The sequence below is a fragment of the Streptomyces sp. NBC_00094 genome (assembly GCF_026343125.1).
Lineage (GTDB): Bacteria > Actinomycetota > Actinomycetes > Streptomycetales > Streptomycetaceae > Streptomyces.
In genome coordinates, this window is the sequence record NZ_JAPEMB010000001.1 from 5,945,138 (window position 1) to 5,970,997 (window position 25,860).

The 25,860-nt window shown below is 67.2% G+C and carries 17 protein-coding genes, 1 tRNA gene and 3 rRNA genes; 17 read left to right on the forward strand and 4 right to left on the reverse strand.

What is annotated here, in order from left to right:
- The first annotated feature begins 64 nt into the window (after positions 1-64).
- The 4 genes from eccB (at position 65) to OG580_RS26535 (ending at position 3,811) form a co-directional block, all read left to right on the forward strand.
- Entirely contained in the window at positions 65-1,603 is a 1,539-nt protein-coding gene (eccB, locus tag OG580_RS26520; protein ID WP_267046161.1) for a type VII secretion protein EccB, read from the forward strand.
- A gap of 12 nt (positions 1,604-1,615) precedes the next feature.
- A complete protein-coding gene (gene mycP / locus OG580_RS26525; protein WP_267046162.1) occupies positions 1,616-2,935 on the forward strand; it encodes a type VII secretion-associated serine protease mycosin in 1,320 nt (439 codons plus the stop codon).
- A 181-nt stretch (positions 2,936-3,116) separates the two neighbouring features.
- Positions 3,117-3,470 carry a WXG100 family type VII secretion target gene (locus OG580_RS26530; RefSeq protein WP_267046163.1) on the forward strand — a complete coding sequence of 118 codons (354 nt, stop codon included), beginning with the start codon at positions 3,117-3,119 and terminating at the stop codon, positions 3,468-3,470.
- A 53-nt stretch (positions 3,471-3,523) separates the two neighbouring features.
- The gene (locus OG580_RS26535) at positions 3,524-3,811 is read left to right on the forward strand and encodes a WXG100 family type VII secretion target (RefSeq protein ID WP_267046164.1); all 288 of its coding nucleotides are present in this window, start codon (positions 3,524-3,526) and stop codon (positions 3,809-3,811) included.
- Positions 3,812-3,877: 66 nt separating this feature from the next.
- Here the strand turns inward: OG580_RS26535 and OG580_RS26540 are convergent, their stop codons facing one another.
- Complete coding sequence (locus tag OG580_RS26540) at positions 3,878-4,153, reverse strand: DUF397 domain-containing protein (RefSeq protein ID WP_267046165.1); 276 nt, start codon at positions 4,151-4,153, stop codon at positions 3,878-3,880.
- Positions 4,154-4,238: 85 nt separating this feature from the next.
- Positions 4,239-8,192: a type VII secretion protein EccCa gene (gene eccCa / locus OG580_RS26545; protein ID WP_267046166.1), complete on the reverse strand. Its 3,954-nt coding sequence runs from the start codon at positions 8,190-8,192 to the stop codon at positions 4,239-4,241.
- A 184-nt stretch (positions 8,193-8,376) separates the two neighbouring features.
- On the opposite strand from eccCa, the gene eccD reads away from it, so the two are divergent.
- From eccD to OG580_RS26575, 6 genes are all read left to right on the forward strand, one after another.
- A complete protein-coding gene (eccD, locus tag OG580_RS26550) occupies positions 8,377-9,855 on the forward strand; it encodes a type VII secretion integral membrane protein EccD (protein WP_267046167.1) in 1,479 nt (492 codons plus the stop codon).
- A gap of 201 nt (positions 9,856-10,056) precedes the next feature.
- The gene (gene rpsO, locus OG580_RS26555) at positions 10,057-10,347 is read left to right on the forward strand and encodes a 30S ribosomal protein S15 (protein ID WP_024758243.1); all 291 of its coding nucleotides are present in this window, start codon (positions 10,057-10,059) and stop codon (positions 10,345-10,347) included.
- Positions 10,348-10,628: 281 nt separating this feature from the next.
- Positions 10,629-12,845 carry a polyribonucleotide nucleotidyltransferase gene (locus OG580_RS26560; protein ID WP_267046168.1) on the forward strand — a complete coding sequence of 739 codons (2,217 nt, stop codon included), beginning with the start codon at positions 10,629-10,631 and terminating at the stop codon, positions 12,843-12,845.
- Positions 12,842-14,221, forward strand: coding sequence for a pitrilysin family protein (locus tag OG580_RS26565; RefSeq protein ID WP_267046169.1), 1,380 nt, complete (start codon positions 12,842-12,844; stop codon positions 14,219-14,221). Before OG580_RS26560 ends, OG580_RS26565 begins: the two co-directional genes overlap by 4 nt.
- A 24-nt stretch (positions 14,222-14,245) precedes the next feature.
- A complete protein-coding gene (gene dapB / locus OG580_RS26570) occupies positions 14,246-14,998 on the forward strand; it encodes a 4-hydroxy-tetrahydrodipicolinate reductase (protein ID WP_267046170.1) in 753 nt (250 codons plus the stop codon).
- A gap of 5 nt (positions 14,999-15,003) precedes the next feature.
- On the forward strand, positions 15,004-15,456 hold the full coding sequence (locus OG580_RS26575; protein WP_267046171.1) for a hypothetical protein: 453 nt from the start codon (positions 15,004-15,006) through the stop codon (positions 15,454-15,456).
- Here OG580_RS26575 and OG580_RS26580 read toward each other — a convergent pair.
- Together OG580_RS26580 and OG580_RS26585 are read right to left on the reverse strand one after the other, a co-directional pair.
- On the reverse strand, positions 15,446-16,006 hold the full coding sequence (locus OG580_RS26580; protein WP_267046172.1) for a hypothetical protein: 561 nt from the start codon (positions 16,004-16,006) through the stop codon (positions 15,446-15,448). The two genes, OG580_RS26575 and OG580_RS26580, sit on opposite strands and share 11 nt — an antisense overlap.
- A gap of 54 nt (positions 16,007-16,060) precedes the next feature.
- Positions 16,061-16,300, reverse strand: a complete 240-nt coding sequence (locus tag OG580_RS26585) for a hypothetical protein (RefSeq protein WP_267046173.1) — start codon at positions 16,298-16,300, stop codon at positions 16,061-16,063.
- A gap of 155 nt (positions 16,301-16,455) precedes the next feature.
- On the opposite strand from OG580_RS26585, the gene thyX reads away from it, so the two are divergent.
- The 7 genes from thyX (at position 16,456) to OG580_RS26620 (ending at position 25,783) form a co-directional block, all read left to right on the forward strand.
- Positions 16,456-17,196: an FAD-dependent thymidylate synthase gene (thyX, locus tag OG580_RS26590; RefSeq protein ID WP_267046174.1), complete on the forward strand. Its 741-nt coding sequence runs from the start codon at positions 16,456-16,458 to the stop codon at positions 17,194-17,196.
- A 179-nt stretch (positions 17,197-17,375) separates the two neighbouring features.
- The gene (gene dapA, locus OG580_RS26595) at positions 17,376-18,275 is read left to right on the forward strand and encodes a 4-hydroxy-tetrahydrodipicolinate synthase (protein ID WP_267046175.1); all 900 of its coding nucleotides are present in this window, start codon (positions 17,376-17,378) and stop codon (positions 18,273-18,275) included.
- A gap of 99 nt (positions 18,276-18,374) precedes the next feature.
- Positions 18,375-20,060: a ribonuclease J gene (locus tag OG580_RS26600; protein ID WP_267046176.1), complete on the forward strand. Its 1,686-nt coding sequence runs from the start codon at positions 18,375-18,377 to the stop codon at positions 20,058-20,060.
- 502 nt (positions 20,061-20,562) lie between these two features.
- Positions 20,563-22,087 (forward strand): 16S ribosomal RNA (locus tag OG580_RS26605).
- 288 nt (positions 22,088-22,375) lie between these two features.
- A 23S ribosomal RNA gene (locus OG580_RS26610) occupies positions 22,376-25,498 on the forward strand.
- A gap of 87 nt (positions 25,499-25,585) precedes the next feature.
- Positions 25,586-25,702: ribosomal RNA gene (gene rrf / locus OG580_RS26615) — 5S ribosomal RNA — on the forward strand.
- The 16S, 23S and 5S rRNA genes sit together here with 1 tRNA gene alongside, the layout of an rRNA operon.
- 5 nt (positions 25,703-25,707) lie before the next feature.
- Positions 25,708-25,783, forward strand: a tRNA-Thr gene (locus OG580_RS26620).
- Positions 25,784-25,860 lie beyond the last annotated feature (77 nt).

The window sequence follows — 25,860 nt, forward strand, 5'->3', positions numbered from 1 at the left end:
GGACCCGGGTGCCACTTCCCCCCGGGCCTCGCGCGAAGACTGCGCCTGACGAGAATGGGGACTCATGGCATCGCGCCGGGACGAACTCAACGCGTACACCTTTGCGAAGAAGCGCACGGTGGCGGCATTCCTCCAACCCTCGCCCTCCGGTACGGAGGAGGGGGCGCCCAAGCCGCTGCGCGCGATCGTCCCCGGGCTCATCGTCGCCGCGCTGGTCATCGCGGGATTCGGCGCCTGGGGCATGTTCAGCCCGCAGGCCCCCAAGGGCTGGGACACCCCGGGCACCCGGGTGATCGTCGGCAAGCAGTCGACGACCCGGTACGTCGTCCTCACCACCGGCAAGGACAAGGACGCGAAGACGCTGCTCCACCCCGTCCTCAACCTCGCCTCCGCCCGTCTCCTGCTCAACCCCGACCAGTTCCAGGTCGTCCAGGTCAGCGACAAGACGCTCGACGAGGACAAGCAGCGCGGGCCCATCCTCGGCATTCCGTACGCCCCCGACCGCCTTCCCTCCGCCGACGACGCGGGCAAGGAGAAGCGCTGGGCCGTCTGCGAGCAGCCCGGCGGCGGCAAGGGCGCCAGCGTCCAGAAGGCGACCTTCCTCTTCGCGCAGCGCGACCTCGGGCGCACCGAGGGCGCGAACAAGCTCGACGACGGAGAGATCCTGTACGTCAAGGGCCAGAAGGGGAGCGCCCAGTTCCTCGTCGACCACACGGGAACCAAGTACCCGGTGAAGTCCGAGGTCCCCGGCCTGGTCACCGCCCTGGTGGGCCTCAACAAGGAGCCGCAGCCCGTCACCGACGACTGGCTCGCCACCTTGAAGACCGGCGACGCCATCGACTTCCCGCACCTCGAGGGCGAGGTCGGCGCCTCCACCGACATCCCCGGCAGCACCCTCACCGGGACCGAGAACCGCGTCGGCATGGTGCTCCTCGCCCAGACCGGCTCCGGGCCCCAGCACTACGTCGTGCTGCCCGGCCGGGTCCAGCCGGTCTCGGCGTTCACCGCCTGGCTCCTCATCAGCTCCCCGCAGACCCGGCCCCTCGACATGGACGGCCAGGACACCACCGTCGACGCCTCCTCCTTCGTCCCGGACCCGACCGTCTTCAACAAGCAGGCGCGCTGGCCGCAGCTGAAGTCCGAGCAGGTCAACGCCGTCACCGGCGAAGGCGCCCGCGACACCGTCTGCAGCGTCCTCACCGACGTGGACGACAAGGGCAACACCACCCTCACCACCTGGGCGGGCCCCGAGTACCCCGCCGAGATCACGGCCGGCGGCACCAGCACGTACGTCACCCCGGGCAGCGGCCTCCTCTACACCCAGGTCCAGGGCAAGCAGAAGGACGGCTCGCTCTTCCTCGTCACCGACACCGGGCTGCGCTACGCGGTCCAGGCCAACAGCGACAGCGACTCCACCCGCTCCGACATCGGCGTCGGGGAGCAGGGGGAGCAGACCGACAGACGCCCGCAACCCTCCGACGCCCAGAAGCGTCTCGGGTACCAGAAGGTCATGCCGGTCCTCGTCCCGATCGAATGGTCGGAGTTCCTGTCGAAGGGCCCACGGCTCGACACCAACAGCGCGCGTCAGCCGCAGGGTTCCTAGGGGGTGGCACCGGTGACGACGACGAACCGCGCGGCGGCCCTGCTCACCGCCGCCACCCTGACGGGCCTGCTGGCGACGCCCACGGCGGCCGCGGCGGAGCCCTTGGCACCCGCGGCGCCGACGACACCCGCGACGGCGGCGGAACCGGCCGGTCCCGCGCCGGAGCGCTGGTCGCTCGACGGCGGAGGCGAGTGCACCTTCCCCATGAAGAAGCAGATCGCGGGCACCCCCTGGCCGCTCCAGCGGGTGCTCCTCGACGAGCTCTGGCAGGACACCAAGGGCGAGGGCGTCCGGGTCGCCGTCATCGACACCGGGGTCGACGACGTCAACCCGCAGCTGCGCAAGGCCGTCGACGCCAAGGCGGGCAAGGACTACCTCAAGCCCGACAAGAAGAACCCCGGTTTCGGCGACGAGAAGCGCGGCAAGACCGACGGCACCGTCGACGACGTCGGCCACGGCACCAAGGTCGCCGGCCTCATCGCGGCCCGCCCCGGCGACGGCACCGGCTTCGTCGGCCTCGCCCCCGAGGCGATGATCATCCCGATCCGCCAGAACGACGAGAAGAACAGCGGCAAGTCCGACACCATGGCCCAGGCGATCGACTGGGCCGTCCTCAAGGGCGCCCACGTCATCAACATCTCGCAGGACACCACCCAGCCGCTGGGCCCCGATTCGCCCATGGCCAAGGCGGTGGCCCGGGCGATCGCCAAGGACGTCGTCGTCGTCGCCTCCGCCGGCAACGACGGCATGGACGGCAAATTCAAGAACACCTACCCCGCCGCCTTCCCCGGGGTCCTCGCCGTCGCCTCCTCCGACCGGAACAACGAGCGCGCGAGCTTCTCCCAGTCCGGCACCTTCGTGGGCGTCGCCGCCCCCGGTGTCGACATCGTCTCCACCGTCCCCGGTGGCGGCCAGTGCGTCGACAACGGTACGAGCTTCTCCGCCCCGTACGTCGCCGGCGTCGCCGCCCTGCTCCGCGCCAAGTACCCCAAGTGGAGCGCGGCCCAGATCGTCACCCGGATCGAGCAGACCGCCGTCCGTTCCATCAACGGCCGTGACCGCTACGTCGGTTGGGGGGTGGTCGACCCGGTGCGGGCGCTCGCCGACGTCCCCGGGGCACCGCCCTCCTCACCCACGCCCGACCCCGACCCGCCGAAGCCGCCGGCGCCCGAGCCGGCCCGTCTGGCGCTGTCGGAGACGCCCCAGGAGCGCTCCGAACGGCTCGCCACCTATGCGTTGGGGATCGGTGGTGTGCTGGTGGCCGTGGTCGCCGGAACCGCCGTCGTGATCCGCGACGGCCGCCGCGGGAGAGGGGTTCGCCGACCTGCGTAACGGTCAAGTATCCGGTGCCTCCTTTGCAGTTGGAACTGCCGCCGCCAATGGCTAAAGTGACCGCTGGGGGCACGGCAGTGCGAACCCAGCACGGGGGCGGCATCAGAAGATTCCCGTCCGCATCACGACCGGAAGGCCCGACGGCCCGGCCGTCGAAGCCACCGAAGGAAGAAGGGGCAAGATGTCGAAAGACCTGAACGTAACCAGTGCCGAACAAGTTCGGCTCGCCGGCCGGATCCAGGACTTCTCCGACGAGCTCCAGGCCCGCATCACGTCCCTCAACGGCGTGGTGGACCGCGTCCAGGCGGGCTGGCAGGGCGCTGCGAGCAAGGAGTACGACCGGGTCCAGAACGACCTGAACCAGCGTCTGCGCAGCATGCGTGCCGAGCTCACCAAGCTCGAGGAGATCATGCGCATGAGCGCCGACGGGTTCTCGCGTGAGGAGGAGGACCGTCTGCGGTCCTTCCGCACGATGGACGCCAGCGGCGGCGCCGGTGGCGGCGGCGGCAACCAGAGCGCCATCCTCGGCGTCTGAGCCACCGGCTCGACCAGTCCTCCGCGCCCACTCTCACTTCAGGAGTCATCAGCATGACCACTGCGGTCAATTACGACACCGTGACGCAGGCGGCGGCCGACACCCGCCTGACCTCCACCACCCTCACCCAGAAGCTGGACGACCTCATGGCCGAGGTCAACCGCGTCGCCTCCAACTGGGAGGGTGAGGCCAAGATCGCGTACCGCGAGAGCCAGGACCGCCTGACCCGCGACATGGCCGGCATGAACCAGGACCTGGCGCGCATCGCCCAGCTCCTCGACGAGTCGGTCGCCGGCTACCAGGACACCGACAAGGGCAACGCCGCCCGCTTCCGTATGTGACATCCCGCGGACGCACGTGAGGGGGTGGCCCGTTCCGACGGGCCACCCCCTCACGCGTACCGCCGCTTACCGCAGGTCGAACTCGCCGTCCCGGGCGCCGAGGACGAACGCGTCCCACTCGGCCTTCGTGTAGCGCAGCACCGTGCCCTTGTCGAGCGAGGAACGCATCGCCACCGCCCCCTCGGGCAGGTGCGCGATCTCCACGCGCTCCTCGTCCGGGCTGGTGCCCGGAGCGCCCTGCCACTCGACGGCGGAGATGTCGAGCGCGTACAGCTCGTCCTTCTGCCGCTGCTTCTCGGCGGCCAGGTCGCTGTCGGCGGTGCTGGCGTGTGCGTCGGTCATCGGCGCTTTCCCTTCGCGGTGGTACGGCGGTCCCCTCCACAGTAGTGGGACCGCCGTACCCGAACGGCGGGAAATACCGTTCCGCTCAGTGCTGCTCGGGCAGCCATCCCAGCTGCACCAACGGCGTCCCCCGCTTGCGCGAGACGAACGTGCCCCGGCCCGGAGGCATCGGCCTCGCCCGGACGTTGCCGAGGATGTCGCCCTCCTGCGGATCGCCGGAGAGCAGCACGCCCTGCGCGCCCAGCTCCCTCATGCGCTGCATGAACGGCTCGTACATCGCCCGCGAGGCTCCCGCGGCGCTCCGCGCCACGATGAACCGGATGCCGACGTCCCGCGCGAACGGCAGGTTCTCGACGAGAACGGCCAGCGGGTTCCCCGAGTTGGTGGCCACCAGCTCGAAGTCGTCGATCAGCACGAACAGTTGAGGACCCGACCACCAGCTCCGGTCCCGCAGCTGCTGCGGAGTGATGTCCGGCTTCGGCGCACGCTTCGTCATCACCGTGCTGATGGCGTCCATGTGCATCTGCATGGCCGAGGCCATCGGCGCGTACTCCAGGAGGTGCGAGGGCGCCACCGCCTCCAGCATCGTCCGCCGGTAGTCGCCGACCACGATCCGCGCCTGCTCCGGCGTGTACCGCTCGCACAGCTGCTTGGCGATCAGCCGCAGCAGCGCCGTCTTTCCGGACTCGCTCTCACCGAAGACCAGGAAGAACGGATCCGACTCGAAGTCGACGAACACCGGCTCCAGGTTCGTCTCGTCGATGCCGATCGCGATGCCGTGCTGCGGGTACTCGAAGCCCTTCGGCAGCTGCTCCGCCGGCAGCCTGCGCGGCAGCAGCCGCACCGCCGGGGCCGGAGCCGCGGTCCAGCTCGCCTTCACGGCCCGGACGAACGCCGACGTGCCGTCCGAGAGATCGGCCGACGAGCTCGACCCGTCGATCCGCGGCAGCGCGCCCATGAAGTGCAGTTTCTCCGCCACCTGACCGCGCCCCGGCACCCCGGGCGGCACGTTCGCCGCGACCTTGCGGTCGAACTCGGAGTCCATGACGTCACCGAGCCGCAGTTCGAGCCGGCCCAGCATCTGGTCCTTGAGGGCCGCCCGCACCTCCATGTACCGGGAGGCGGTGATCACCACGTGGATGCCGTAGCCCAGACCGCGCGCCGCGATGTCGGCGACGATCGGCTCCAGCATGTCGTAGTCGTTGCGGAAGCCGCCCCAGCCGTCCACGACCAGGAAGACGTCACCCCAGGCCTCGCCCGGCAGTTCACCCGCCGCGCGCTTGCGCCGGTAGGTGGCGATCGAGTCGATGGAGTGCGAACGGAAGAACTCCTCCCGCCGGTTGAGGACCCCCATCACCTCCGCGACCGTCCGCCGCACCCGCTCCGGGTCGAGCCGCGACGCCACCCCGCCGACGTGCGGCAGGTCGGCGAGCGAGTTCATGCCGCCACCACCGAAGTCGAGGCAGTAGAACTGCACTTCGGCCGGGGTGTGGGTGAGCGCGAACGCCGAGACGAGCGTCCGCATCAGCGTCGACTTCCCGGACTGCGGACCGCCGACCACCATCATGTGACCGGCCGCGCCGGAGAAGTCCCGGTACAGCACCTCGCGCCGCTGCTCGAACGGCTTGTCGATGAGGCCGAGCGGGACCGTGAGGCCGCCCTGCCGCGTGTACTCCGTCGCCGTGAGCCCCCGATCCGCCGTCTGCGCGAGCCCGGGAAGCAGCTGGTCCAGCGAGGGCGCCTGGTCGAGCGGCGGCAGCCACACCTGGTGCGCCGGCACGCCCTGGCCCTCCAGCCGGCGCACGATCACGTCGAGGACGGTGTCCGCGAGCGCGTCGTCCTCCTCCGCCCGCCGCTCCGCCAGGTACGCCGGGTCCGGAGCCGCGTACACCACCGGCACCGGCGACGCCGTGAACACCGCGGGCCGCCGCTCCACCGGCATCTGCCCGATCTCCAGACGCGGCCCGCCCGACCGGTGCGTCCCCGAGACGTACGCCGCCTTGAAGCGGGTCATCTCGTCCGTACCGAACTTCAGATAGCCCGAACCGGGCACCGAGGGCAGGTGGTACGCGTCCGGCACACCGATCGCCGTCCGCGACTCCGCCGCCGAGAAGGTCCGCAGACCGATCCGGTACGAGAGGTACGTGTCGAGTCCGCGCAGCTTGCCCTCCTCCAGGCGCTGCGAGGCGAGGAGCAGGTGCACACCCAGCGAACGGCCGATGCGGCCGATCTGGATGAACATGTCGATGAAGTCCGGCTTGGCGGTGAGGAGCTCGGAGAACTCGTCGATCACCAGGACCAGCGAGGCCAGCGGCTCCAGCGGGGCACCCGCCGCCCGCGCCTTCTCGTAGTCGTGGATGTTGGCGTAGTTGCCCGCCGAGCGCAGCAGCTCCTGGCGCCGCTGCAGCTCGCCGCGGATCGCGTCACCCATGCGGTCGACCAGCGTCAGGTCGTCCGACAGGTTGGTGATGACCGCCGCCACGTGCGGCATCTGCGACATGCCGGCGAAGGTCGCGCCACCCTTGAAGTCCGCGAGGACGAAGTTCAGCGTCTCCGAGGAGTGCGTCACCGCGAGACCGAGTACGAGCGTCCGCAGCAGCTCCGACTTGCCGGAGCCCGTCGCGCCCACGCACAGACCGTGCGGGCCCATGCCCTCCTGCGCGGCCTCCTTCAGGTCCAGCATGACCGGCTGGCCGTCCTCGCCGACACCGATCGGCACCCGGAGCCGCTCGGCGACCGTCCGGGGCCGCCACGTCCGCGCCACGTCCACCGACTCGGCGTCCCCGAGGTTCAGCAGGTCCGTGAAGTCCAGATTGGCGAGCAGCGGCTCGTCGTCGTCCCCGCCGCCCATCCGCAGCGGTGCCAGCTGACGGGCCAGCGCCTCGGCGGCGGGCAGCGAGATGCCGTCCGGCAGCCCCTCGTACGCGAAGCCGCCGCCGAACTCCAGACTCAGCCGGCCCGGTCGTACCACCACCGAGAGCCCACCGCGCGGCTCGTCGAGCTCGCCCGAGACGACCTCCACGATCGTCACGCCCTGCAGCCCCTCGGCCGCCGCGAACAGGGAGTCGGGGGGCACCATGCCGCCGTCCAGGACCACGACCACGTGCGGCTGGTCGAGGACGGGCTGGTTGTCCCGGGAGAACCGCGGCCGCCCGTCGAGCTTCGAGCGGATCAGGTTCTCCAGCTCGCCGAGGTCGTCACCGAACAGCCGCTTCGTCCCGGCTCCGTCGACCTGCCCCGGCACCTGGGTGTGCGGCAGCCACTTCGTCCAGTCCCACCGCTCCTGCGAAGCCCGCGCCGCGACCACCGCGACCATCAGGTCATCGGGGGAGTGCAGCGTCACCAACTGCGCGACCAGGGCCCGCGCCACGGCCTGCGCCGACTCCGCCTCGCCCGAGACCGTCACGTGGTAGAACGCCCGCATCGAGACCGCCATCGGCAGTCCGTCCAAGGTGCCGTGTACCGCGAGGAACTGCTGCATCGCCCCCGCGCACAGCGGCTCCAGCTCGTCCACCGGAGCCGTGTCCGGCGCCACCAGCGGCGTCGACAGCTGCTGCGCCCCGAGCCCGATCCGCGCCTGCCCGAAGTCGTGGTCGCCCACCCGGCGTTCCCATACCCGCGAACCCTCGGCGACGACCGACCAGAGCTGCTCGGGGGAAGGGTGCAGATACAACTGCGCGTCCCGCTGCTTCCGGGCCGTGCGCCGGACCGTACGCCGAGTCTGCGCGAGGTATTTGAGGTAGTCGCGGCGGACATCGGACATTTGCCCCTGCGTACCGCGACGGAATCTGACGAACTGGGCGACGGCCATCGCGACCGTCGACGCCAGCATCAGCACGCCCATGATCCGCATGATCGGCGACGGCGTCATGAAGAAGAAGACCACCGACGAACCCATGCCGAGCATCGGCAGGAGCTGCATCAACGCCGACTCCTGCTGCCCCCGCGGAAGTTCCGGCGGAGACTCCAGGACCAGTTCCTCACCGGGCACTTCCGGCGGAAGCGCCCTCGGCGGGCGTTTGACGACGATCTGGCTCACCGGCGCATCAATCCCTCGTAGGAGGCGGGCTCGTGGCGGGAGCATCCGCGCCGGCACCCCTGTCGGCAGCCGAGCGCGCGGACTTCCCCCATGGGACGGCGATCCTACTTGCAGCCCCCACCGGCCGTCCCCGGTAGGGTGGCGCGCGCATCGTGCGCAACCGCGAATCAGGGGGTCCAGACACGTGAGTACGACCGCAGCGACCGGTTTCTGCCGCGTCACCGTCGTGGCGCCGGACAGCCGCATCGACGTCGCGCTCCCCGAGGACATCGCCGTCGCCGACGTCTACCCGGAGATCCTGCGGCTCACCGGGCAGACGCAAACGGCGGGCACCCCCACCGGTTACCACCTGGTCCGCCGCGACGGCTCCGTCCTCGACGGCGCCCGCACCCTCGCCGCCCAGCAGGTCCTCGACGGCGAGGTGCTCTCCCTGCGCCCCTTCGCCCAGTCCCTGCCGCCCGCCGTCTACGACGACGTCTCCGACGCCGTCGCCTCCGCGGTCACCCGGGACCGGCACCTGTGGGGCGACGAGCTGCTCCGCGGCGCCGGACTCGTCGGCGGAGTGCTGCTGCTCGTCCTCATGGGCTTCGTCCTGTGGTTCGCGGACCCGGTCCGCCACGACATGCACAGCCTGCCAGGGATCATCGCGGGCGGCGCGGGCCTGCTCCTCACCGCCTTCGCCGGTGTCCGCGCCCGCGTCTACGGGGACCGGGCGACCGCCGTCGCCCTCGGCCTGGGCGCCCTGCCCCTGCTGCTCATCGCCGGCTCCGGCATCGTCGGCCCCGACGCCGGCCAGGGCCCCGGCCGCCTCCAGTTCCTGCTGGGCTGCGTCACGGTCCTCGTCGCCTCGGTGGCCCTCGTCGCGCTCACCCCCAGCGGAGACGCCCCCTTCGTCGCCGCCACCTTCCTCGCCACCGTCGGCACCCTCGCCACCTTCGTGGCGATCCTCACCGAGAGCTCCGCCACCGAGACCGCCGCCGTCTGCGCCCCCGTCGCCATCGGCCTGGTCGCCTTCCTGCCGGGCCTCTCCGCCCGCTTCGCCCGGCTCCCCATCGGCTACGCCACGCCGCGCAGCGCCGCCGACGACGAGTTCCTCGGCGACGTCCAGCACCAGAACGGCGACGACGCCCACCCCGTCGACGGCGAGCGCATCGCGCTCCAGGCCCGCCGCGGCCACGAGATGCTCCTCGGCCTGGTCGGCGGCTGCGCGGCCGTCGTCGTCGGCTCCGCCGCCGTCCTCGGCTTCGCCGGGAACTTCTGGGGGCAGCTCCTCGCCCTCGCCGCCGGCCTGGCGATGCTGCTCCGCGCCCGACTCTTCCGCTACACCTCGCAGGTCGCCTGCGTCCTGGTCGCCGGCATCGCCGCCATCGCCCTGCTGGTCCTCGGCCTCTCCCTCAACCCGCCGGTGGACCTGGTCAAGGACCTCCTCATGTACGGGGACCGCGGCGGCCTCGACATCCGTACGATCTGGCTCACCGCCTCCGTGGCCGCCGGCGCCGCGCTGATCACCGCGATCGGCCTGATCATCCCGAGGAAGGGCCTCTCGCCCTTCTGGGGCCGGCTCCTCGACCTCGCCGAGGGCTTCGTCCTCCTCTCCCTCGTCCCCCTCTGCCTCGCCGTCCTCGACGTCTTCATGGCGGTCCGGTCGCTGACCAGCAAGTAGGGGCGGGGTGGTAAAGGCGACGGGCCCGCTCCGCCGAACTGGTACGCTGTGTGACGGCCGTTTGTGTACGCGCTCTCGGAAGCCCTCGAAGCTTCTGGAAGCTGCGCCCATCGGACCTTCGCCCGCGTAGTCACGGAAGCTTCCCCTGAGATCTAGACCAGGGGCACTCGCGGACGCACGAACCACTAAGAGGAGATCAGCGTGGCTCTCGACGCCGCTGTCAAGAAGCAGATCATGACCGAGTTCGGCCAGAAGGAGGGCGACACCGGCTCCCCCGAGGTCCAGGTCGCCATGCTTTCCCGTCGCATCTCGGACCTGACCGAGCACCTCAAGCAGCACAAGCACGACCACCACTCCCGTCGTGGTCTGCTGATCCTGGTCGGCCAGCGCCGCCGCCTGCTGCAGTACCTGGCCAAGAAGGACATCCAGCGCTTCCGTGCCCTGGTCGACCGCCTCGGCATCCGCCGCGGTGCGGCCGGCGGCGCCAAGTAAAGACGCCGTGAAGGGAGCGGTTCCCACTTTCAGGGGGCCGCTCCCTTTGCTGTACGTGCACAAAGTGCACACAGGCACTTAGTCTGGTCGCACAACCCCATACGACGGACGAGCGAGGAGCCGCCGGCTCGCCGCCGGTCCTCGGTAGTGGCCCCCGGAACATGCCGGGTGCTTCGATCGAAGACCGGCCCGCACCCAAGGCGCGTCTCTCCGCCCCGTCGACACCGTCCCCGGCCACACGGGCCCCGGACGCAAAGACGAACACGTAGGAGAAACCACTAGTGGAGAACGAGACCCACTACGCCGAGGCCGTCATCGACAACGGCACCTTCGGTACCCGCACCATCCGCTTCGAGACGGGCCGTCTCGCCAAGCAGGCCGCCGGCTCCGCCGTCGCCTACCTGGACGACGACACGATGGTCCTCTCGGCGACCACCGCCTCGAAGCGCCCCAAGGACCAGCTCGACTTCTTCCCCCTCACGGTGGACGTCGAGGAGCGGCAGTACGCGGCCGGCAAGATCCCCGGCTCCTTCTTCCGCCGGGAGGGCCGCCCCTCCGAGGACGCGATCCTCACCTGCCGCCTGATCGACCGGCCGCTGCGCCCCTCCTTCAAGAAGGGCCTGCGCAACGAGATCCAGATCGTCGAGACGATCATGGCGCTCAACCCCGACCACCTGTACGACGTGGTCGCGATCAACGCCGCCTCCGCTTCCACGATCCTGGCGGGCCTGCCCTTCTCCGGCCCCATCGGCGCCACCCGCGTCGCCCTGATCAAGGGCCAGTGGGTCGCCTTCCCGACGCACACCGAGCTCGAGGACGCGGTCTTCGACATGGTGGTCGCCGGTCGCGTCCTGGAGGACGGCGACGTCGCGATCATGATGGTCGAGGCCGAGGCCACCGAGAAGACCATCCAGCTCGTCGCGGACGGCGCGGAGGCTCCCACCGAGGAGATCGTCGCCGCCGGCCTCGAAGCCGCGAAGCCCTTCATCAAGGCGCTCTGCAAGGCCCAGTCGGACCTCGCCGCCAAGGCCGCCAAGCCCACCGGCGAGTTCCCGGTCTTCCTGGACTACCAGGACGACGTCCTGGAGGCGCTCACCGCCGCCGTCAAGGGTGAGCTCACCAAGGCGCTCACCATCGCCGGCAAGCAGGACCGCGAGGCCGAGCTCGACCGCATCAAGGAGCTCGCCGCCGAGAAGCTCCTCCCGGCCTTCGAGGGCCGCGAGAAGGAGATCGCCGGTGCCTACCGCGCGCTGACCAAGAAGCTGGTCCGCGAGCGCGTCATCAAGGACAAGGTCCGCATCGACGGCCGTGGCCTCACGGACATCCGTACGCTCGCGGCCGAGGTCGAGGCCATCCCGCGTGTGCACGGCTCGGCGCTGTTCGAGCGTGGCGAGACCCAGATCCTGGGCGTCACCACCCTCAACATGCTCCGCATGGAGCAGCAGCTGGACACCCTCTCCCCGGTGACCCGCAAGCGCTACATGCACAACTACAACTTCCCGCCGTACTCCGTCGGCGAGACCGGCCGCGTGGGCTCGCCCAAGCGCCGCGAGATCGGCCACGGCGCGCTCGCCGAGCGCGCCATCGTGCCGGTCCTCCCGACCCGCGAGGAGTTCCCCTACGCGATCCGTCAGGTGTCCGAGGCCCTCGGCTCCAACGGCTCGACGTCCATGGGCTCGGTCTGCGCCTCCACCATGTCCCTGCTGAACGCCGGTGTGCCCCTCAAGGCCGCCGTCGCCGGTATCGCCATGGGTCTGATCTCCGAGGAGATCGACGGCAAGACGCACTACGTCGCCCTCACCGACATCCTCGGTGCCGAGGACGCCTTCGGCGACATGGACTTCAAGGTCGCCGGTACGAAGCAGTTCGTGACCGCGCTCCAGCTCGACACCAAGCTCGACGGCATCCCCGCCTCGGTCCTGGCCGCCGCGCTGAAGCAGGCCCGTGACGCGCGTCTGCACATCCTCGACGTGATGAACGAGGCGATCGACGTTCCGGACGAGATGTCCCCGAACGCGCCGCGCATCATCACCGTCAAGATCCCGGTGGACAAGATCGGTGAGGTCATCGGCCCCAAGGGCAAGATGATCAACCAGATCCAGGAGGACACCGGCGCCGACATCACGATCGAGGACGACGGCACCATCTACATCGGTGCCCAGCAGGGCTCGCAGGCCGAGGCCGCCCGCGCCACGATCAACGCGATCGCCAACCCGACCATGCCGGAGGTCGGCGAGCGCTACCTGGGTACGGTCGTCAAGACCACCACCTTCGGTGCCTTCGTCTCCCTGATGCCCGGCAAGGACGGTCTGCTGCACATCTCGCAGATCCGCAAGCTCGCCGGTGGCAAGCGCGTGGAGAACGTCGAGGACGTGCTGGCGATCGGCTCCAAGGTCCAGGTCGAGATCGCCGAGATCGACCAGCGCGGCAAGCTCTCCCTGATCCCCGTGATCGCGGACGAGGACGCTGCTGACGCGAAGGACGACACCGACCAGTGACGTCCCGTAGTTCCGTGACGACGGCCCGCCCCTCTTCGGAGGGGCGGGCCGTCGCCCGTACCCAAACGCTTCTCCCGGGCAAGGACGGCATCGGCACGGTCCGCCGCACGACCCTCCCCGGCGGCCTGCGGATCGTCACCGAGACCCTGCCCTCCGTGCGCTCCGCCACCTTCGGCATCTGGGCGCACGTCGGCTCCCGCGACGAGACGCCGAGCCTCAACGGCGCGACCCACTACCTGGAGCACCTCCTCTTCAAGGGCACCCGCAAGCGGTCCGCCCTCGACATCTCCGCCGCGATCGACGCGGTCGGCGGCGAGATGAACGCCTTCACGGCGAAGGAGTACACCTGCTACTACGCCCGGGTCCTCGACACCGACCTGCCGCTGGCGATCGACGTCGTCTGCGACATGCTCACCGGGGCCCTCGTCCTCGAAGAGGACGTGGACGCCGAGCGGGGAGTCATCCTCGAAGAGATCGCGATGACCGAGGACGACCCCGGTGACGTCGTGCACGACCTCTTCGCGCAGACGATGTTCGGCGACACCCCGCTGGGCCGCCCGGTCCTCGGCACCGTCGACACGGTCAACGCGCTCACCCGCGGCCAGATCGCCCGCTTCTACAAGAAGCACTACGACCCGACCCACCTGGTCGTCGCCGCCGCCGGCAACGTCGACCACGCCACGGTGGTACGCCAGGTCCGCCGCGCCTTCGAGAAGGCCGGCGCCCTGACCCGTACCGACGCCGTCCCCGTCGCCCCCCGCGACGGCCGGCGCACCATCCGCACGGCGGGCCGCGTCGAGCACCTGAACCGCAGGACCGAGCAGGCCCACGTGGTCCTCGGCATGCCGGGCCTGGCCCGCACCGACGAGCGTCGCTGGGCCCTCGGCGTGCTGAACACCGCCCTCGGCGGCGGCATGTCCTCCCGCCTCTTCCAGGAGGTCCGCGAGAAGCGCGGCCTGGCCTACAGCGTGTACTCGTACACCTCGGGCTTCGCCGACTGCGGCCTCTTCGGCGTGTACGCGGGCTGCCGCCCCAGCCAGGTCCACGACGTGCTGAAGATCTGCCGTGACGAGCTCGACAAGGTCGCCTCCGACGGCCTCACGGACGAGGAGATCGTCCGCGCCGTCGGCCAGCTCTCCGGCTCGACCGTCCTGGGTCTCGAGGACACCGGCGCGCTCATGAACCGCATCGGCAAGAGCGAGCTGTGCTGGGGAACCCAGATGTCGGTCGACGACATGCTCACCCGGATCGCCGCGGTCACCCCGGACGACGTCCGGGCCGTCGCCCGCGATGTACTGGACCAGCGGCCCTCCCTGTCGGTGATAGGCCCGCTGAAGGACAAGCAGGCGGACCGCCTCCACCAAGCGGTCTCCTGATTTCGAGCCCCTTAAGGAAGATCAATGAGCAAGCTGCGCGTGGCGGTCCTCGGAGCCCAGGGCCGTATCGGCTCCGAGGCGGTCAGGGCCGTCGAGGCCGCCGAGGACATGGAACTGGTCGCCGCCCTCGGCCGGGGCGACAAGCTGGAGACGCTCGTCGAGGCGGGAGCCCAGGTCGTCGTCGAGCTGACCACCCCGGCCTCGGTCATGGAGAACCTCGACTTCTGCGTGCGCCACGGCATCCACGCGGTCGTCGGCACCACCGGCTGGACCGAGGAGCGCCTCGCGCAGCTGCGGACCTGGCTCGCGGCCTCCCCGGAGACCGGTGTCCTCATCGCCCCGAACTTCTCCATCGGCGCGGTCCTCACCATGAAGTTCGCGCAGATCGCGGCCCCGTACTTCGAGTCGGTCGAGGTCGTCGAGCTGCACCACCCGCACAAGGTGGACGCCCCCTCGGGCACCGCCACCCGTACGGCGCAGCTGATCGCCGCGGCCCGAGCCGAGGCCGGCCTCGGCGCCCAGCCGGACTCCACGGCGACGGGCCTGGAGGGCGCGCGCGGCGCCGACGTCGACGGCGTTCGCGTCCACTCCGTACGGCTGGCGGGCCTCCTGGCCCACCAGGAGGTCCTGCTCGGCGGCGAGGGCGAGACCCTCACCGTCCGCCACGACTCGCTGCACCACTCCAGCTTCATGCCGGGCATCCTCCTGGGCGCCCGCCGCGTGACCACCGCTCCGGGCCTCACCTTCGGCCTGGAGCACTTCCTGGACCTGGGCTGACGGCCATGGGCGGAAAGATCACGTACGTCTTCCTGGCCACCGTCCTCGTCCTCGTCTTCGGCGTGGTGGCGATGGAGGGCGTGCTGCTGCTCCTCACGGGCGAGCCGGCTGCCATGGGCATGGGCGCGGTGGCGTTCCTGCTGCCCGCCGTCGGCGGCTGGTTCCTCTGGAAGAACACCCGCTTCGCCCGGCAGGCGGGCCGCCTCGCCACCGAGCTGGAGGCCGAGGGCGGCCTGCCCGTCGACGAGCTGAAGCGCACGGAGGGCGGCCGCATCGACCGCGACTCGGCCGACGAGGTCTTCGCGCGGCGCAAGGCCGAGACGGAGGACTCACCGGGGGACTGGCGCTGCTGGTTCCGGCTCGCGGTCGCCTATCACGACGCCCGCGACACTCCGAGGGCCCGCAAGGCGATGCAGCGGGCCATCGCCCTCCACGAGGGACGTACGGTCAGCGCGTAGCGGCCGGGACGACGCCGTACTCGGCGTTCCAGGCCTCGACCGTGTCGGCCGCGCGGTCGAAGGCCTCGACCCGGGAGAGGAAGTCGGCATTGTGGTCGGTGAGCAGCAGCAGCTGCTCACCACCCTGCCGGCCGAGCACCAGGGCCTGGCCCTGGACGGTCCGGGGGAGCCCCAGCCAGCGCACCGGCTGCTGCGCGGTTCGTACGAAGGTCACCTTCGCCCACGGCACGGTGACGGTCTTGAGGAAGCCCACGCGCCGCACGCCGGCGCGGCTCACCCATGTGCCCATACGGAGCATCCGCAGGGCCGCGAGGATGACGAGCACCGCGAGCCCGAGCGTCACGCCCGCCGCGGCGAAGCCCCCGGCGGCGACGATGATCACGGCGGCCAGCAGCACGAACGACGCGAGCAGCAGCGCGAGCGCTGCCACTCCGACACGCCACGACCCCGGCCGGTACGGACGACGCCACTGATCGTGGTCGTCGAACGGCAGGGCGACATGGTCGGTCGTGTCAAAAGCACGGTCGGCCGTCAGGAAGGGCAGGGGCACGACAGGTCCTCACTCACAAGCACGCTCGAAGGGGCGGTGCCCGGTGAGGCTACCTCAGCGGTTGTCGGAGGCCTCGGACTGCTGCTGACGAGTGGCGGAGTCCCCCGACTGGAGGGACGGCATACCGAAGATCAGCGATCCGACGAGGCCCGCCACGACGGTCAGCCCGATCAGGGTACGACCCACGATCTGCGAGGCGTTGAGGCGCTCCCGGGGTGGCGGAGTGACGTTACTGCGGAAATGGTCGGCCTCCGCGACGAACGCGAACGGTACGGCCTCTCTCCGGCGGAACATCAGGGCCACTCTCCTCTGTCGATCGACGTGCTTCATGAGTAGAGACGACGGAAAGGACCTTTTGGTGCCCTATTTCACTAAAGAGGCCGAATCTCGTCCTCGGGGAGGACGTCGTTAGAGTGGGCGACTGCAACAGCCGACTGGAAGGACCGCTGGTGACCGACAGCCCCACCGAGAACGTGAAGATCGACTTCCGGAGCGACGTCACCGTTGATCTGGTCAAGAGCGCGGCGAGCGATTCCGACGTCCTCTGGGCGGCGCGTGTGTCCACGGCGGGTGAGCAGTCCCTCGAAGAGCTCCAGAAGGACCCGGAGCGTTCGAAGGGCCTGATCAACTACCTGATGCGGGACCGCCACGGCAGCCCGTTCGAGCACAACTCGATGACCTTCTTCATCAGCGCCCCGATCTTCGTGTTCCGCGAGTTCATGCGGCACCGCGTGGGCTGGTCGTACAACGAGGAATCGGGTCGCTACAGGGAGCTCCAGCCGGTCTTCTACGTCCCGGACACCTCCCGCAAGCTGGTCCAGGAGGGTCGCCCCGGCAAGTACGTCTTCGTCGAGGGCACCCAGGAGCAGCACGACGTCGTCAGCCGCACGATGGAGGAGTCGTACCGGACGGCGTACGCCACCTACCAGGAGATGCTGGCCGCCGGCGTCGCCCGCGAGGTCGCCCGCTCGGTCCTCCCCGTCGGCCTCTTCTCCTCGATGTACGCCACGTGCAACGCGCGCTCGCTCATGCACTTCCTGGGCCTGCGCACCCAGCACGAGCTGGCCGCGGTCCCGTCCTTCCCGCAGCGGGAGATCGAGATGGTCGGCGAGAAGATGGAAGAGCACTGGGCCCGGCTGATGCCGCTGACCCACGCCGCCTTCAACAAGAACGGCCGTGTGGCCCCGTAGGGCACACATGTCCGAAACGCTCATGCGAAGTGTCCGTATTGCGGCGTTTCAGGAAGTTCATCTAGGCTGATCAAACGGACCCGGCACTGCCTGAACCCCCGAGCAGGCAGTGCCGGGCTCCTCTTCTCCTGTCCCCCCTCGGGGACACCCGGCGCTGAGCAGCGAGTAGCGTGTTACCCATGGCTCCGATCTCCACTCCGCAGACCCCCTTCGGGCGGGTCCTCACCGCCATGGTCACGCCCTTCACGGCGGACGGCGCACTCGACCTCGACGGTGCCCAGCGACTGGCCACCCACCTCGTGGACGCAGGCAACGACGGTCTCGTCGTCAACGGCACCACCGGCGAGTCCCCCACCACCAGCGACGCGGAGAAATCGGAGCTGGTACGAGCTGTGCTGGAGGCGGTCGGAGACCGCGCCCACATCGTCGCCGGCATCGGCACCAACGACACCCACCACTCCGTCGAGCTCGCCCGCACCGCCGAGCGCGACGGCGCCCACGGCCTGCTCGCCGTGACGCCGTACTACAACAAGCCCTCGCAGGAGGGCCTCCGCCGACACTTCTCGGCCATCGCCGACGCCACCGAGCTGCCGGTCATGCTCTACGACATCCCCGGCCGCAGCGGCGTCCCGATCGACACCGAGACGATCGTCCGCCTCGCCGAACACCCGCGGATCGTCGCCAACAAGGACGCCAAGGGCGACCTCGGCCGCGCCAGCTGGGCCATCGCCCGCTCCGGCCTCGCCTGGTACTCCGGCGACGACATGCTCAACCTGCCGCTGCTTTCCGTGGGCGCCTGCGGCTTCGTCTCCGTCGTCGGCCACGTCGTGACGCCGGACCTCCGCGCCCTCCTCGAAGCCCACCTGGCCGGCGAGGTCCAGAAGGCCACCGAGATCCACCAGAAGCTGCTGCCGGTCTACACCGGCATGTTCCGCACCCAGGGCGTCATGACGACCAAGGCCGCCCTCGCCCTCCAGGGCCTCCCGGCCGGCCCGCTGCGTCTCCCGCTCGTGGAGCTCTCTCCCGAGGAGACCGACCAGCTCAAGGTCGACCTGGCCGCCGGCGGGGTAGAACTCTGACAACGGACTTCACAACTGAACACTGACAACAGCAAGTGCACGAATGTCATGCGCGCCACGGGCCGAGCGGTACGTGGCGCGCGTGGTGAGGAGAGTCTTTTGAGTCATCCGCATCCTGAACTCGGCGCTCCGCCGAAGCTGCCGAAGGGCGCCCTGCGCGTCACCCCGCTCGGCGGGCTCGGCGAAATCGGCCGGAACATGACGGTCTTCGAGTTCGACGGCCGTCTGCTCATCGTCGACTGCGGCGTCCTCTTCCCCGAAGAGGAGCAGCCGGGCGTCGACCTGATCCTTCCCGACTTCACCATCATTCGGGACCGTCTCGACGACATCGAAGGCATCGTGCTCACGCACGGCCACGAGGACCACATCGGTGCCGTCCCCTACCTGCTCCGGCTCAAGCCGGACATCCCGCTGATCGGCTCCAAGCTGACCCTCGCGCTGATCGAGGCCAAGCTCCAGGAGCACCGCATCCGCCCTTACACCCTTGAGGTGAAGGAAGGCGACCGGGAGATCCTGGGTTCGTTCGACTGCGAGTTCATCGCGGTCAACCACTCCATCCCGGACGCCCTCGCGGTGGCCATCCGCACTCCTGCGGGCATGGCCGTCGCCACCGGCGACTTCAAGATGGACCAGCTCCCGCTGGACGGCCGCCTCACGGACCTGCACGCGTTCGCGCGTCTGAGTGAGGAGGGCATCGACCTCCTCCTCTCGGACTCCACCAACGCCGAGGTCCCGGGCTTCGTCCCGCCGGAGAAGGACATCTCCAACGTCCTGCGCACGGTCTTCGCGAACGCCCAGAAGCGCATCATCGTGGCCAGCTTCGCCAGCCACGTGCACCGCATTCAGCAGATCCTCGACGCCGCCCACGAGTACGGCCGCCGGGTCGCCTTCGTCGGCCGCTCGATGGTCCGCAACATGGGCATCGCCCGTGACCTGGGCTACCTCAAGGTCCCTGCGGGTCTCGTCGTGGACGTGAAGACCCTCGACGACCTGCCGGACGACGAGGTCGTGCTCGTCTGCACGGGCTCGCAGGGCGAGCCCATGGCGGCCCTGTCCCGCATGGCCAACCGCGACCACCAGATCCGGATCGTCCCCGGCGACACGGTCATCCTGGCCTCGTCCCTCATCCCGGGCAACGAGAACGCGGTCTACCGCGTGATCAACGGCCTGACCCGCTGGGGCGCGAACGTGGTCCACAAGGGCAACGCCAAGGTCCACGTCTCGGGCCACGCCTCGGCCGGCGAGCTGCTGTACTTCTACAACATCTGCCGACCGAAGAACCTCATGCCGGTCCACGGCGAATGGCGCCACCTGCGCGCCAACGCCGAGCTCGGCGCGATGACGGGTATCCCCAAGGACCACATCGTCATCGCCGAGGACGGCGTCGTCGTCGACCTGATCGACGGCCGCGCCCGGATCACCGGCAAGGTCCAGGCGGGCTACGTGTACGTCGACGGCCTCTCGGTCGGCGACGTGACGGAGGCCCACCTCAAGGACCGCCGCATCCTGGGCGACGAGGGCATCATCTCGGTCTTCGTGGTCGTGGACTCCTCGACCGGCAAGATCGTGAGCGGCCCGAACATCCACGCCCGCGGGTCCGGCATCGAGGACTCGGCGTTCGACGCCGTGATCCCCAAGGTCGACCAGGTCCTGAACAAGTCGGCCCAGGACGGCGTCGTCGAACCCCACCAGCTCCAGCAGCTGATCCGCCGCACCGTCGGCAAGTGGGTCTCCGACACCTACCGCCGGCGCCCGATGATCCTCCCGGTCGTCGTAGAGGTCTGACCAGCGCAACACCGGAGCGGGGCCCCTCGATTTGCATCGGGGCGCCCCGCTCCAGTACGTTTACGGCTCCGCCAGACCGGGAAGCCCCGGCGCCGACGTGCGCCGGAACAGCTGAACGGGAGGCGGAAATACCGACTCAGAACTTCTGATAAAGTCGGAACCGCTGAAAGGCCCAAGAGCGAAAGCGAAAGGGACCGGAAAGCACCGAGGAAATCGGATCGGAAAGATCTGATAGAGTCGGAAACGCAAGAACGAAGGGAAGCCCGGAGGAAAGCCCGAGAGGGTGAGTACAAAGGAAGCGTCCGTTCCTTGAGAACTCAACAGCGTGCCAAAAATCAACGCCAGATTAGTTGATACCCCGTCCATCTTCGGATGGTCGAGGTTCCTTTGAAAAAAGTCCACCCTTAGCCGGGTGGCGCACAGCGAGGACGCTGTGAACGATCGGTCTTATTCCGACTCGATCGTTCCGCTCTCGTGGTGTCGACCCGATTACGGGTAAACATTCACGGAGAGTTTGATCCTGGCTCAGGACGAACGCTGGCGGCGTGCTTAACACATGCAAGTCGAACGATGAAGCCCTTCGGGGTGGATTAGTGGCGAACGGGTGAGTAACACGTGGGCAATCTGCCCTTCACTCTGGGACAAGCCCTGGAAACGGGGTCTAATACCGGATAACACCGGCTTCCGCATGGAAGCTGGTTAAAAGCTCCGGCGGTGAAGGATGAGCCCGCGGCCTATCAGCTTGTTGGTGGGGTAATGGCCTACCAAGGCGACGACGGGTAGCCGGCCTGAGAGGGCGACCGGCCACACTGGGACTGAGACACGGCCCAGACTCCTACGGGAGGCAGCAGTGGGGAATATTGCACAATGGGCGAAAGCCTGATGCAGCGACGCCGCGTGAGGGATGACGGCCTTCGGGTTGTAAACCTCTTTCAGCAGGGAAGAAGCGAAAGTGACGGTACCTGCAGAAGAAGCGCCGGCTAACTACGTGCCAGCAGCCGCGGTAATACGTAGGGCGCAAGCGTTGTCCGGAATTATTGGGCGTAAAGAGCTCGTAGGCGGCTTGTCACGTCGGGTGTGAAAGCCCGGGGCTTAACCCCGGGTCTGCATCCGATACGGGCAGGCTAGAGTGTGGTAGGGGAGATCGGAATTCCTGGTGTAGCGGTGAAATGCGCAGATATCAGGAGGAACACCGGTGGCGAAGGCGGATCTCTGGGCCATTACTGACGCTGAGGAGCGAAAGCGTGGGGAGCGAACAGGATTAGATACCCTGGTAGTCCACGCCGTAAACGTTGGGAACTAGGTGTTGGCGACATTCCACGTCGTCGGTGCCGCAGCTAACGCATTAAGTTCCCCGCCTGGGGAGTACGGCCGCAAGGCTAAAACTCAAAGGAATTGACGGGGGCCCGCACAAGCAGCGGAGCATGTGGCTTAATTCGACGCAACGCGAAGAACCTTACCAAGGCTTGACATATACCGGAAAGCATTAGAGATAGTGCCCCCTTGTGGTCGGTATACAGGTGGTGCATGGCTGTCGTCAGCTCGTGTCGTGAGATGTTGGGTTAAGTCCCGCAACGAGCGCAACCCTTGTCCTGTGTTGCCAGCGTGCCCTTCGGGGTGATGGGGACTCACAGGAGACCGCCGGGGTCAACTCGGAGGAAGGTGGGGACGACGTCAAGTCATCATGCCCCTTATGTCTTGGGCTGCACACGTGCTACAATGGCCGGTACAAAGAGCTGCGATGCCGCGAGGCGGAGCGAATCTCAAAAAGCCGGTCTCAGTTCGGATTGGGGTCTGCAACTCGACCCCATGAAGTCGGAGTTGCTAGTAATCGCAGATCAGCATTGCTGCGGTGAATACGTTCCCGGGCCTTGTACACACCGCCCGTCACGTCACGAAAGTCGGTAACACCCGAAGCCGGTGGCCCAACCCCTTGTGGGAGGGAGCTGTCGAAGGTGGGACTGGCGATTGGGACGAAGTCGTAACAAGGTAGCCGTACCGGAAGGTGCGGCTGGATCACCTCCTTTCTAAGGAGCACAGTACCGATTGCAGGCAAACGTTCTGCACGGTCAGCTCATGGGTGGAACGTTGATTAGTTGGCACAGTCGCTGTCTGAGAGATCGTGAGTACTGCTTCGGCGTGGAAAACGGGATCGATGAATCGGCTGTGCTTGGCACGTTGTTGGGTATCTGAGGGTGCGGCCGTATGGTCGTTGCCTTCGTGATGCCGGCCCCAGTGAACTCATCGGCTTGTCTGGTGGGGTGATGGGTGGCTGGTCGTTGTTTGAGAACTACACAGTGGACGCGAGCATCTGTGGCCAAGTTTTTAAGGGCGCACGGTGGATGCCTTGGCACCAGGAACCGATGAAGGACGTGGGAGGCCACGATAGTCCCCGGGGAGCCGTCAACCAGGCTTTGATCCGGGGGTTTCCGAATGGGGAAACCCGGCAGTCGTCATGGGCTGTCACCCATGCCTGAACACATAGGGCATGTGGAGGGAACGAGGGGAAGTGAAACATCTCAGTACCCTCAGGAAGAGAAAACAACCGTGATTCCGGGAGTAGTGGCGAGCGAAACCGGATGAGGCCAAACCGTATGCGTGTGATACCCGGCAGGGGTTGCGCATGCGGGGTTGTGGGATCTCTCTTTCACAGTCTGCCGGCTGTGAGACGAGTCAGAAACCGTTGATGTAGGCGAAGGACATGCGAAAGGTCCGGCGTAGAGGGTAAGACCCCCGTAGCTGAAACATTAACGGCTCGTTTGAGAGACACCCAAGTAGCACGGGGCCCGAGAAATCCCGTGTGAATCTGGCGGGACCACCCGCTAAGCCTAAATATTCCCTGGTGACCGATAGCGGATAGTACCGTGAGGGAATGGTGAAAAGTACCGCGGGAGCGGAGTGAAATAGTACCTGAAACCGTGTGCCTACAAGCCGTGGGAGCGTCGCTCATTGGGTTTACCCAATGGGTCGTGACTGCGTGCCTTTTGAAGAATGAGCCTGCGAGTTTGCGGTGTGTTGCGAGGTTAACCCGTGTGGGGAAGCCGTAGCGAAAGCGAGTCCGAATAGGGCGATTCAGTAGCACGCTCAAGACCCGAAGCGGAGTGATCTAGCCATGGGCAGGTTGAAGCGGAGGTAAGACTTCGTGGAGGACCGAACCCACCAGGGTTGAAAACCTGGGGGATGACCTGTGGTTAGGGGTGAAAGGCCAATCAAACTCCGTGATAGCTGGTTCTCCCCGAAATGCATTTAGGTGCAGCGTCGTGTGTTTCTTGCCGGAGGTAGAGCACTGGATAGGCGATGGGCCCTACCGGGTTACTGACCTTAGCCAAACTCCGAATGCCGGTAAGTGAGAGCACGGCAGTGAGACTGTGGGGGATAAGCTCCATGGTCGAGAGGGAAACAGCCCAGAGCATCGACTAAGGCCCCTAAGCGTACGCTAAGTGGGAAAGGATGTGGAGTCGCAGAGACAACCAGGAGGTTGGCTTAGAAGCAGCCACCCTTGAAAGAGTGCGTAATAGCTCACTGGTCAAGTGATTCCGCGCCGACAATGTAGCGGGGCTCAAGCGTACCGCCGAAGTCGTGTCATTGCAGCAATAGGGCCAACGCCCGCTGTGATGGGTAGGGGAGCGTCGTGTGCCGGGTGAAGCAGCCGCGGAAGCGAGTTGTGGACGGTTCACGAGTGAGAATGCAGGCATGAGTAGCGATACACACGTGAGAAACGTGTGCGCCGATTGACTAAGGGTTCCTGGGTCAAGCTGATCTGCCCAGGGTAAGTCGGGACCTAAGGCGAGGCCGACAGGCGTAGTCGATGGACAACCGGTTGATATTCCGGTACCCGCTTTGAAACGCCCAATATCGAATCAGGCGATGCTAAGCCCGTGAAGCCGTTCCGGACCCTTCGGGGAAAGGAAAGTGGTGGAGCCGGCGAACCAGACTTGTAGTAGGTAAGCGATGGGGTGACGCAGGAAGGTAGTCCAGCCCGGGCGGTGGTAGTCCCGGGGTAAGGGTGTAGGGCGTGTGATAGGCAAATCCGTCACACATTAAGCCTGAGACCTGATGCCGAGCCGATTGTGGTGAAGTGGATGATCCTATGCTGTCGAGAAAAGCCTCTAGCGAGTTTCATGGCGGCCCGTACCCTAAACCGACTCAGGTGGTCAGGTAGAGAATACCGAGGCGTTCGGGTGAACTATGGTTAAGGAACTCGGCAAAATGCCCCCGTAACTTCGGGAGAAGGGGGGCCATCACTGGTGATCGGATTTACTCCGTGAGCTGGGGGTGGCCGCAGAGACCAGCGAGAAGCGACTGTTTACTAAAAACACAGGTCCGTGCGAAGCCGTAAGGCGATGTATACGGACTGACGCCTGCCCGGTGCTGGAACGTTAAGGGGACCGGTTAGTCACATTTCGGTGTGGCGAAGCTGAGAACTTAAGCGCCAGTAAACGGCGGTGGTAACTATAACCATCCTAAGGTAGCGAAATTCCTTGTCGGGTAAGTTCCGACCTGCACGAATGGCGTAACGACTTCTCGACTGTCTCAACCATAGGCCCGGTGAAATTGCACTACGAGTAAAGATGCTCGTTTCGCGCAGCAGGACGGAAAGACCCCGGGACCTTTACTACAGTTTGATATTGGTGTTCGGTTCGGCTTGTGTAGGATAGGTGGGAGACTTTGAAGCCGTGACGCCAGTCATGGTGGAGTCGCCGTTGAAATACCACTCTGGTCGTGCTGGATGTCTAACCTCGGTCCGTGATCCGGATCAGGGACAGTGTCTGATGGGTAGTTTAACTGGGGCGGTTGCCTCCCAAAGGGTAACGGAGGCGCCCAAAGGTTCCCTCAGCCTGGTTGGCAATCAGGTGTTGAGTGTAAGTGCACAAGGGAGCTTGACTGTGAGACCGACGGGTCGAGCAGGGACGAAAGTCGGGACTAGTGATCCGGCGGTGGCTTGTGGAAGCGCCGTCGCTCAACGGATAAAAGGTACCCCGGGGATAACAGGCTGATCTTCCCCAAGAGTCCATATCGACGGGATGGTTTGGCACCTCGATGTCGGCTCGTCGCATCCTGGGGCTGGAGTCGGTCCCAAGGGTTGGGCTGTTCGCCCATTAAAGCGGTACGCGAGCTGGGTTTAGAACGTCGTGAGACAGTTCGGTCCCTATCCGCTGCGCGCGCAGGAATATTGAGAAGGGCTGTCCCTAGTACGAGAGGACCGGGACGGACGAACCTCTGGTGTGCCAGTTGTCCTGCCAAGGGCATGGCTGGTTGGCTACGTTCGGGAGGGATAACCGCTGAAAGCATCTAAGCGGGAAGCCTGCTTCGAGATGAGTATTCCCACCTCCTTGAGAGGGTAAGGCTCCCAGTAGACGACTGGGTTGATAGGCCGGATGTGGAAGCCCAGTAATGGGTGGAGCTGACCGGTACTAATAGGCCGAGGGCTTGTCCTCAGTTGCTCGCGTCCACTGTGTTAGTTCTGAAGTAACGAACACGCCCCCCTCGTTTGGGTGGTGCGGCGGTTCATATCTTCATAGTGTTTCGGTGGTCATAGCGTTAGGGAAACGCCCGGTTACATTCCGAACCCGGAAGCTAAGCCTTTCAGCGCCGATGGTACTGCAGGGGGGACCCTGTGGGAGAGTAGGACGCCGCCGAACAACCCGCCCTTTTAGCTCAGTCGGTAGAGCGTCTCCATGGTAAGGAGAAGGTCAACGGTTCGATTCCGTTAAAGGGCTCCACAAAGAGAAAGGCCCCGCCATTGGCGGGGCCTTTTTTGCGTTGTCGTGGCAAAGGTAGAGGAAGGCGGCCCCGTGAG

Excerpts from the sequence above, each read along its gene's own strand:
- eccB (WP_267046161.1), top strand. The coding sequence starts at position 65 with ATGGCATCGCGCCGGGACGAACTCAACGCGTACACCTTTGCGAAGAAG.
- OG580_RS26530 (WP_267046163.1), top strand. The coding sequence starts at position 3,117 with ATGTCGAAAGACCTGAACGTAACCAGTGCCGAACAAGTTCGGCTCGCC.
- OG580_RS26535 (WP_267046164.1), top strand. The coding sequence starts at position 3,524 with ATGACCACTGCGGTCAATTACGACACCGTGACGCAGGCGGCGGCCGAC.
- OG580_RS26540 (WP_267046165.1), bottom strand. The coding sequence starts at position 4,153 with ATGACCGACGCACACGCCAGCACCGCCGACAGCGACCTGGCCGCCGAG.
- dapB (WP_267046170.1), top strand. The coding sequence starts at position 14,246 with ATGAGCAAGCTGCGCGTGGCGGTCCTCGGAGCCCAGGGCCGTATCGGC.
- OG580_RS26575 (WP_267046171.1), top strand. The coding sequence starts at position 15,004 with ATGGGCGGAAAGATCACGTACGTCTTCCTGGCCACCGTCCTCGTCCTC.
- OG580_RS26585 (WP_267046173.1), bottom strand. The coding sequence starts at position 16,300 with ATGTTCCGCCGGAGAGAGGCCGTACCGTTCGCGTTCGTCGCGGAGGCC.
- dapA (WP_267046175.1), top strand. The coding sequence starts at position 17,376 with ATGGCTCCGATCTCCACTCCGCAGACCCCCTTCGGGCGGGTCCTCACC.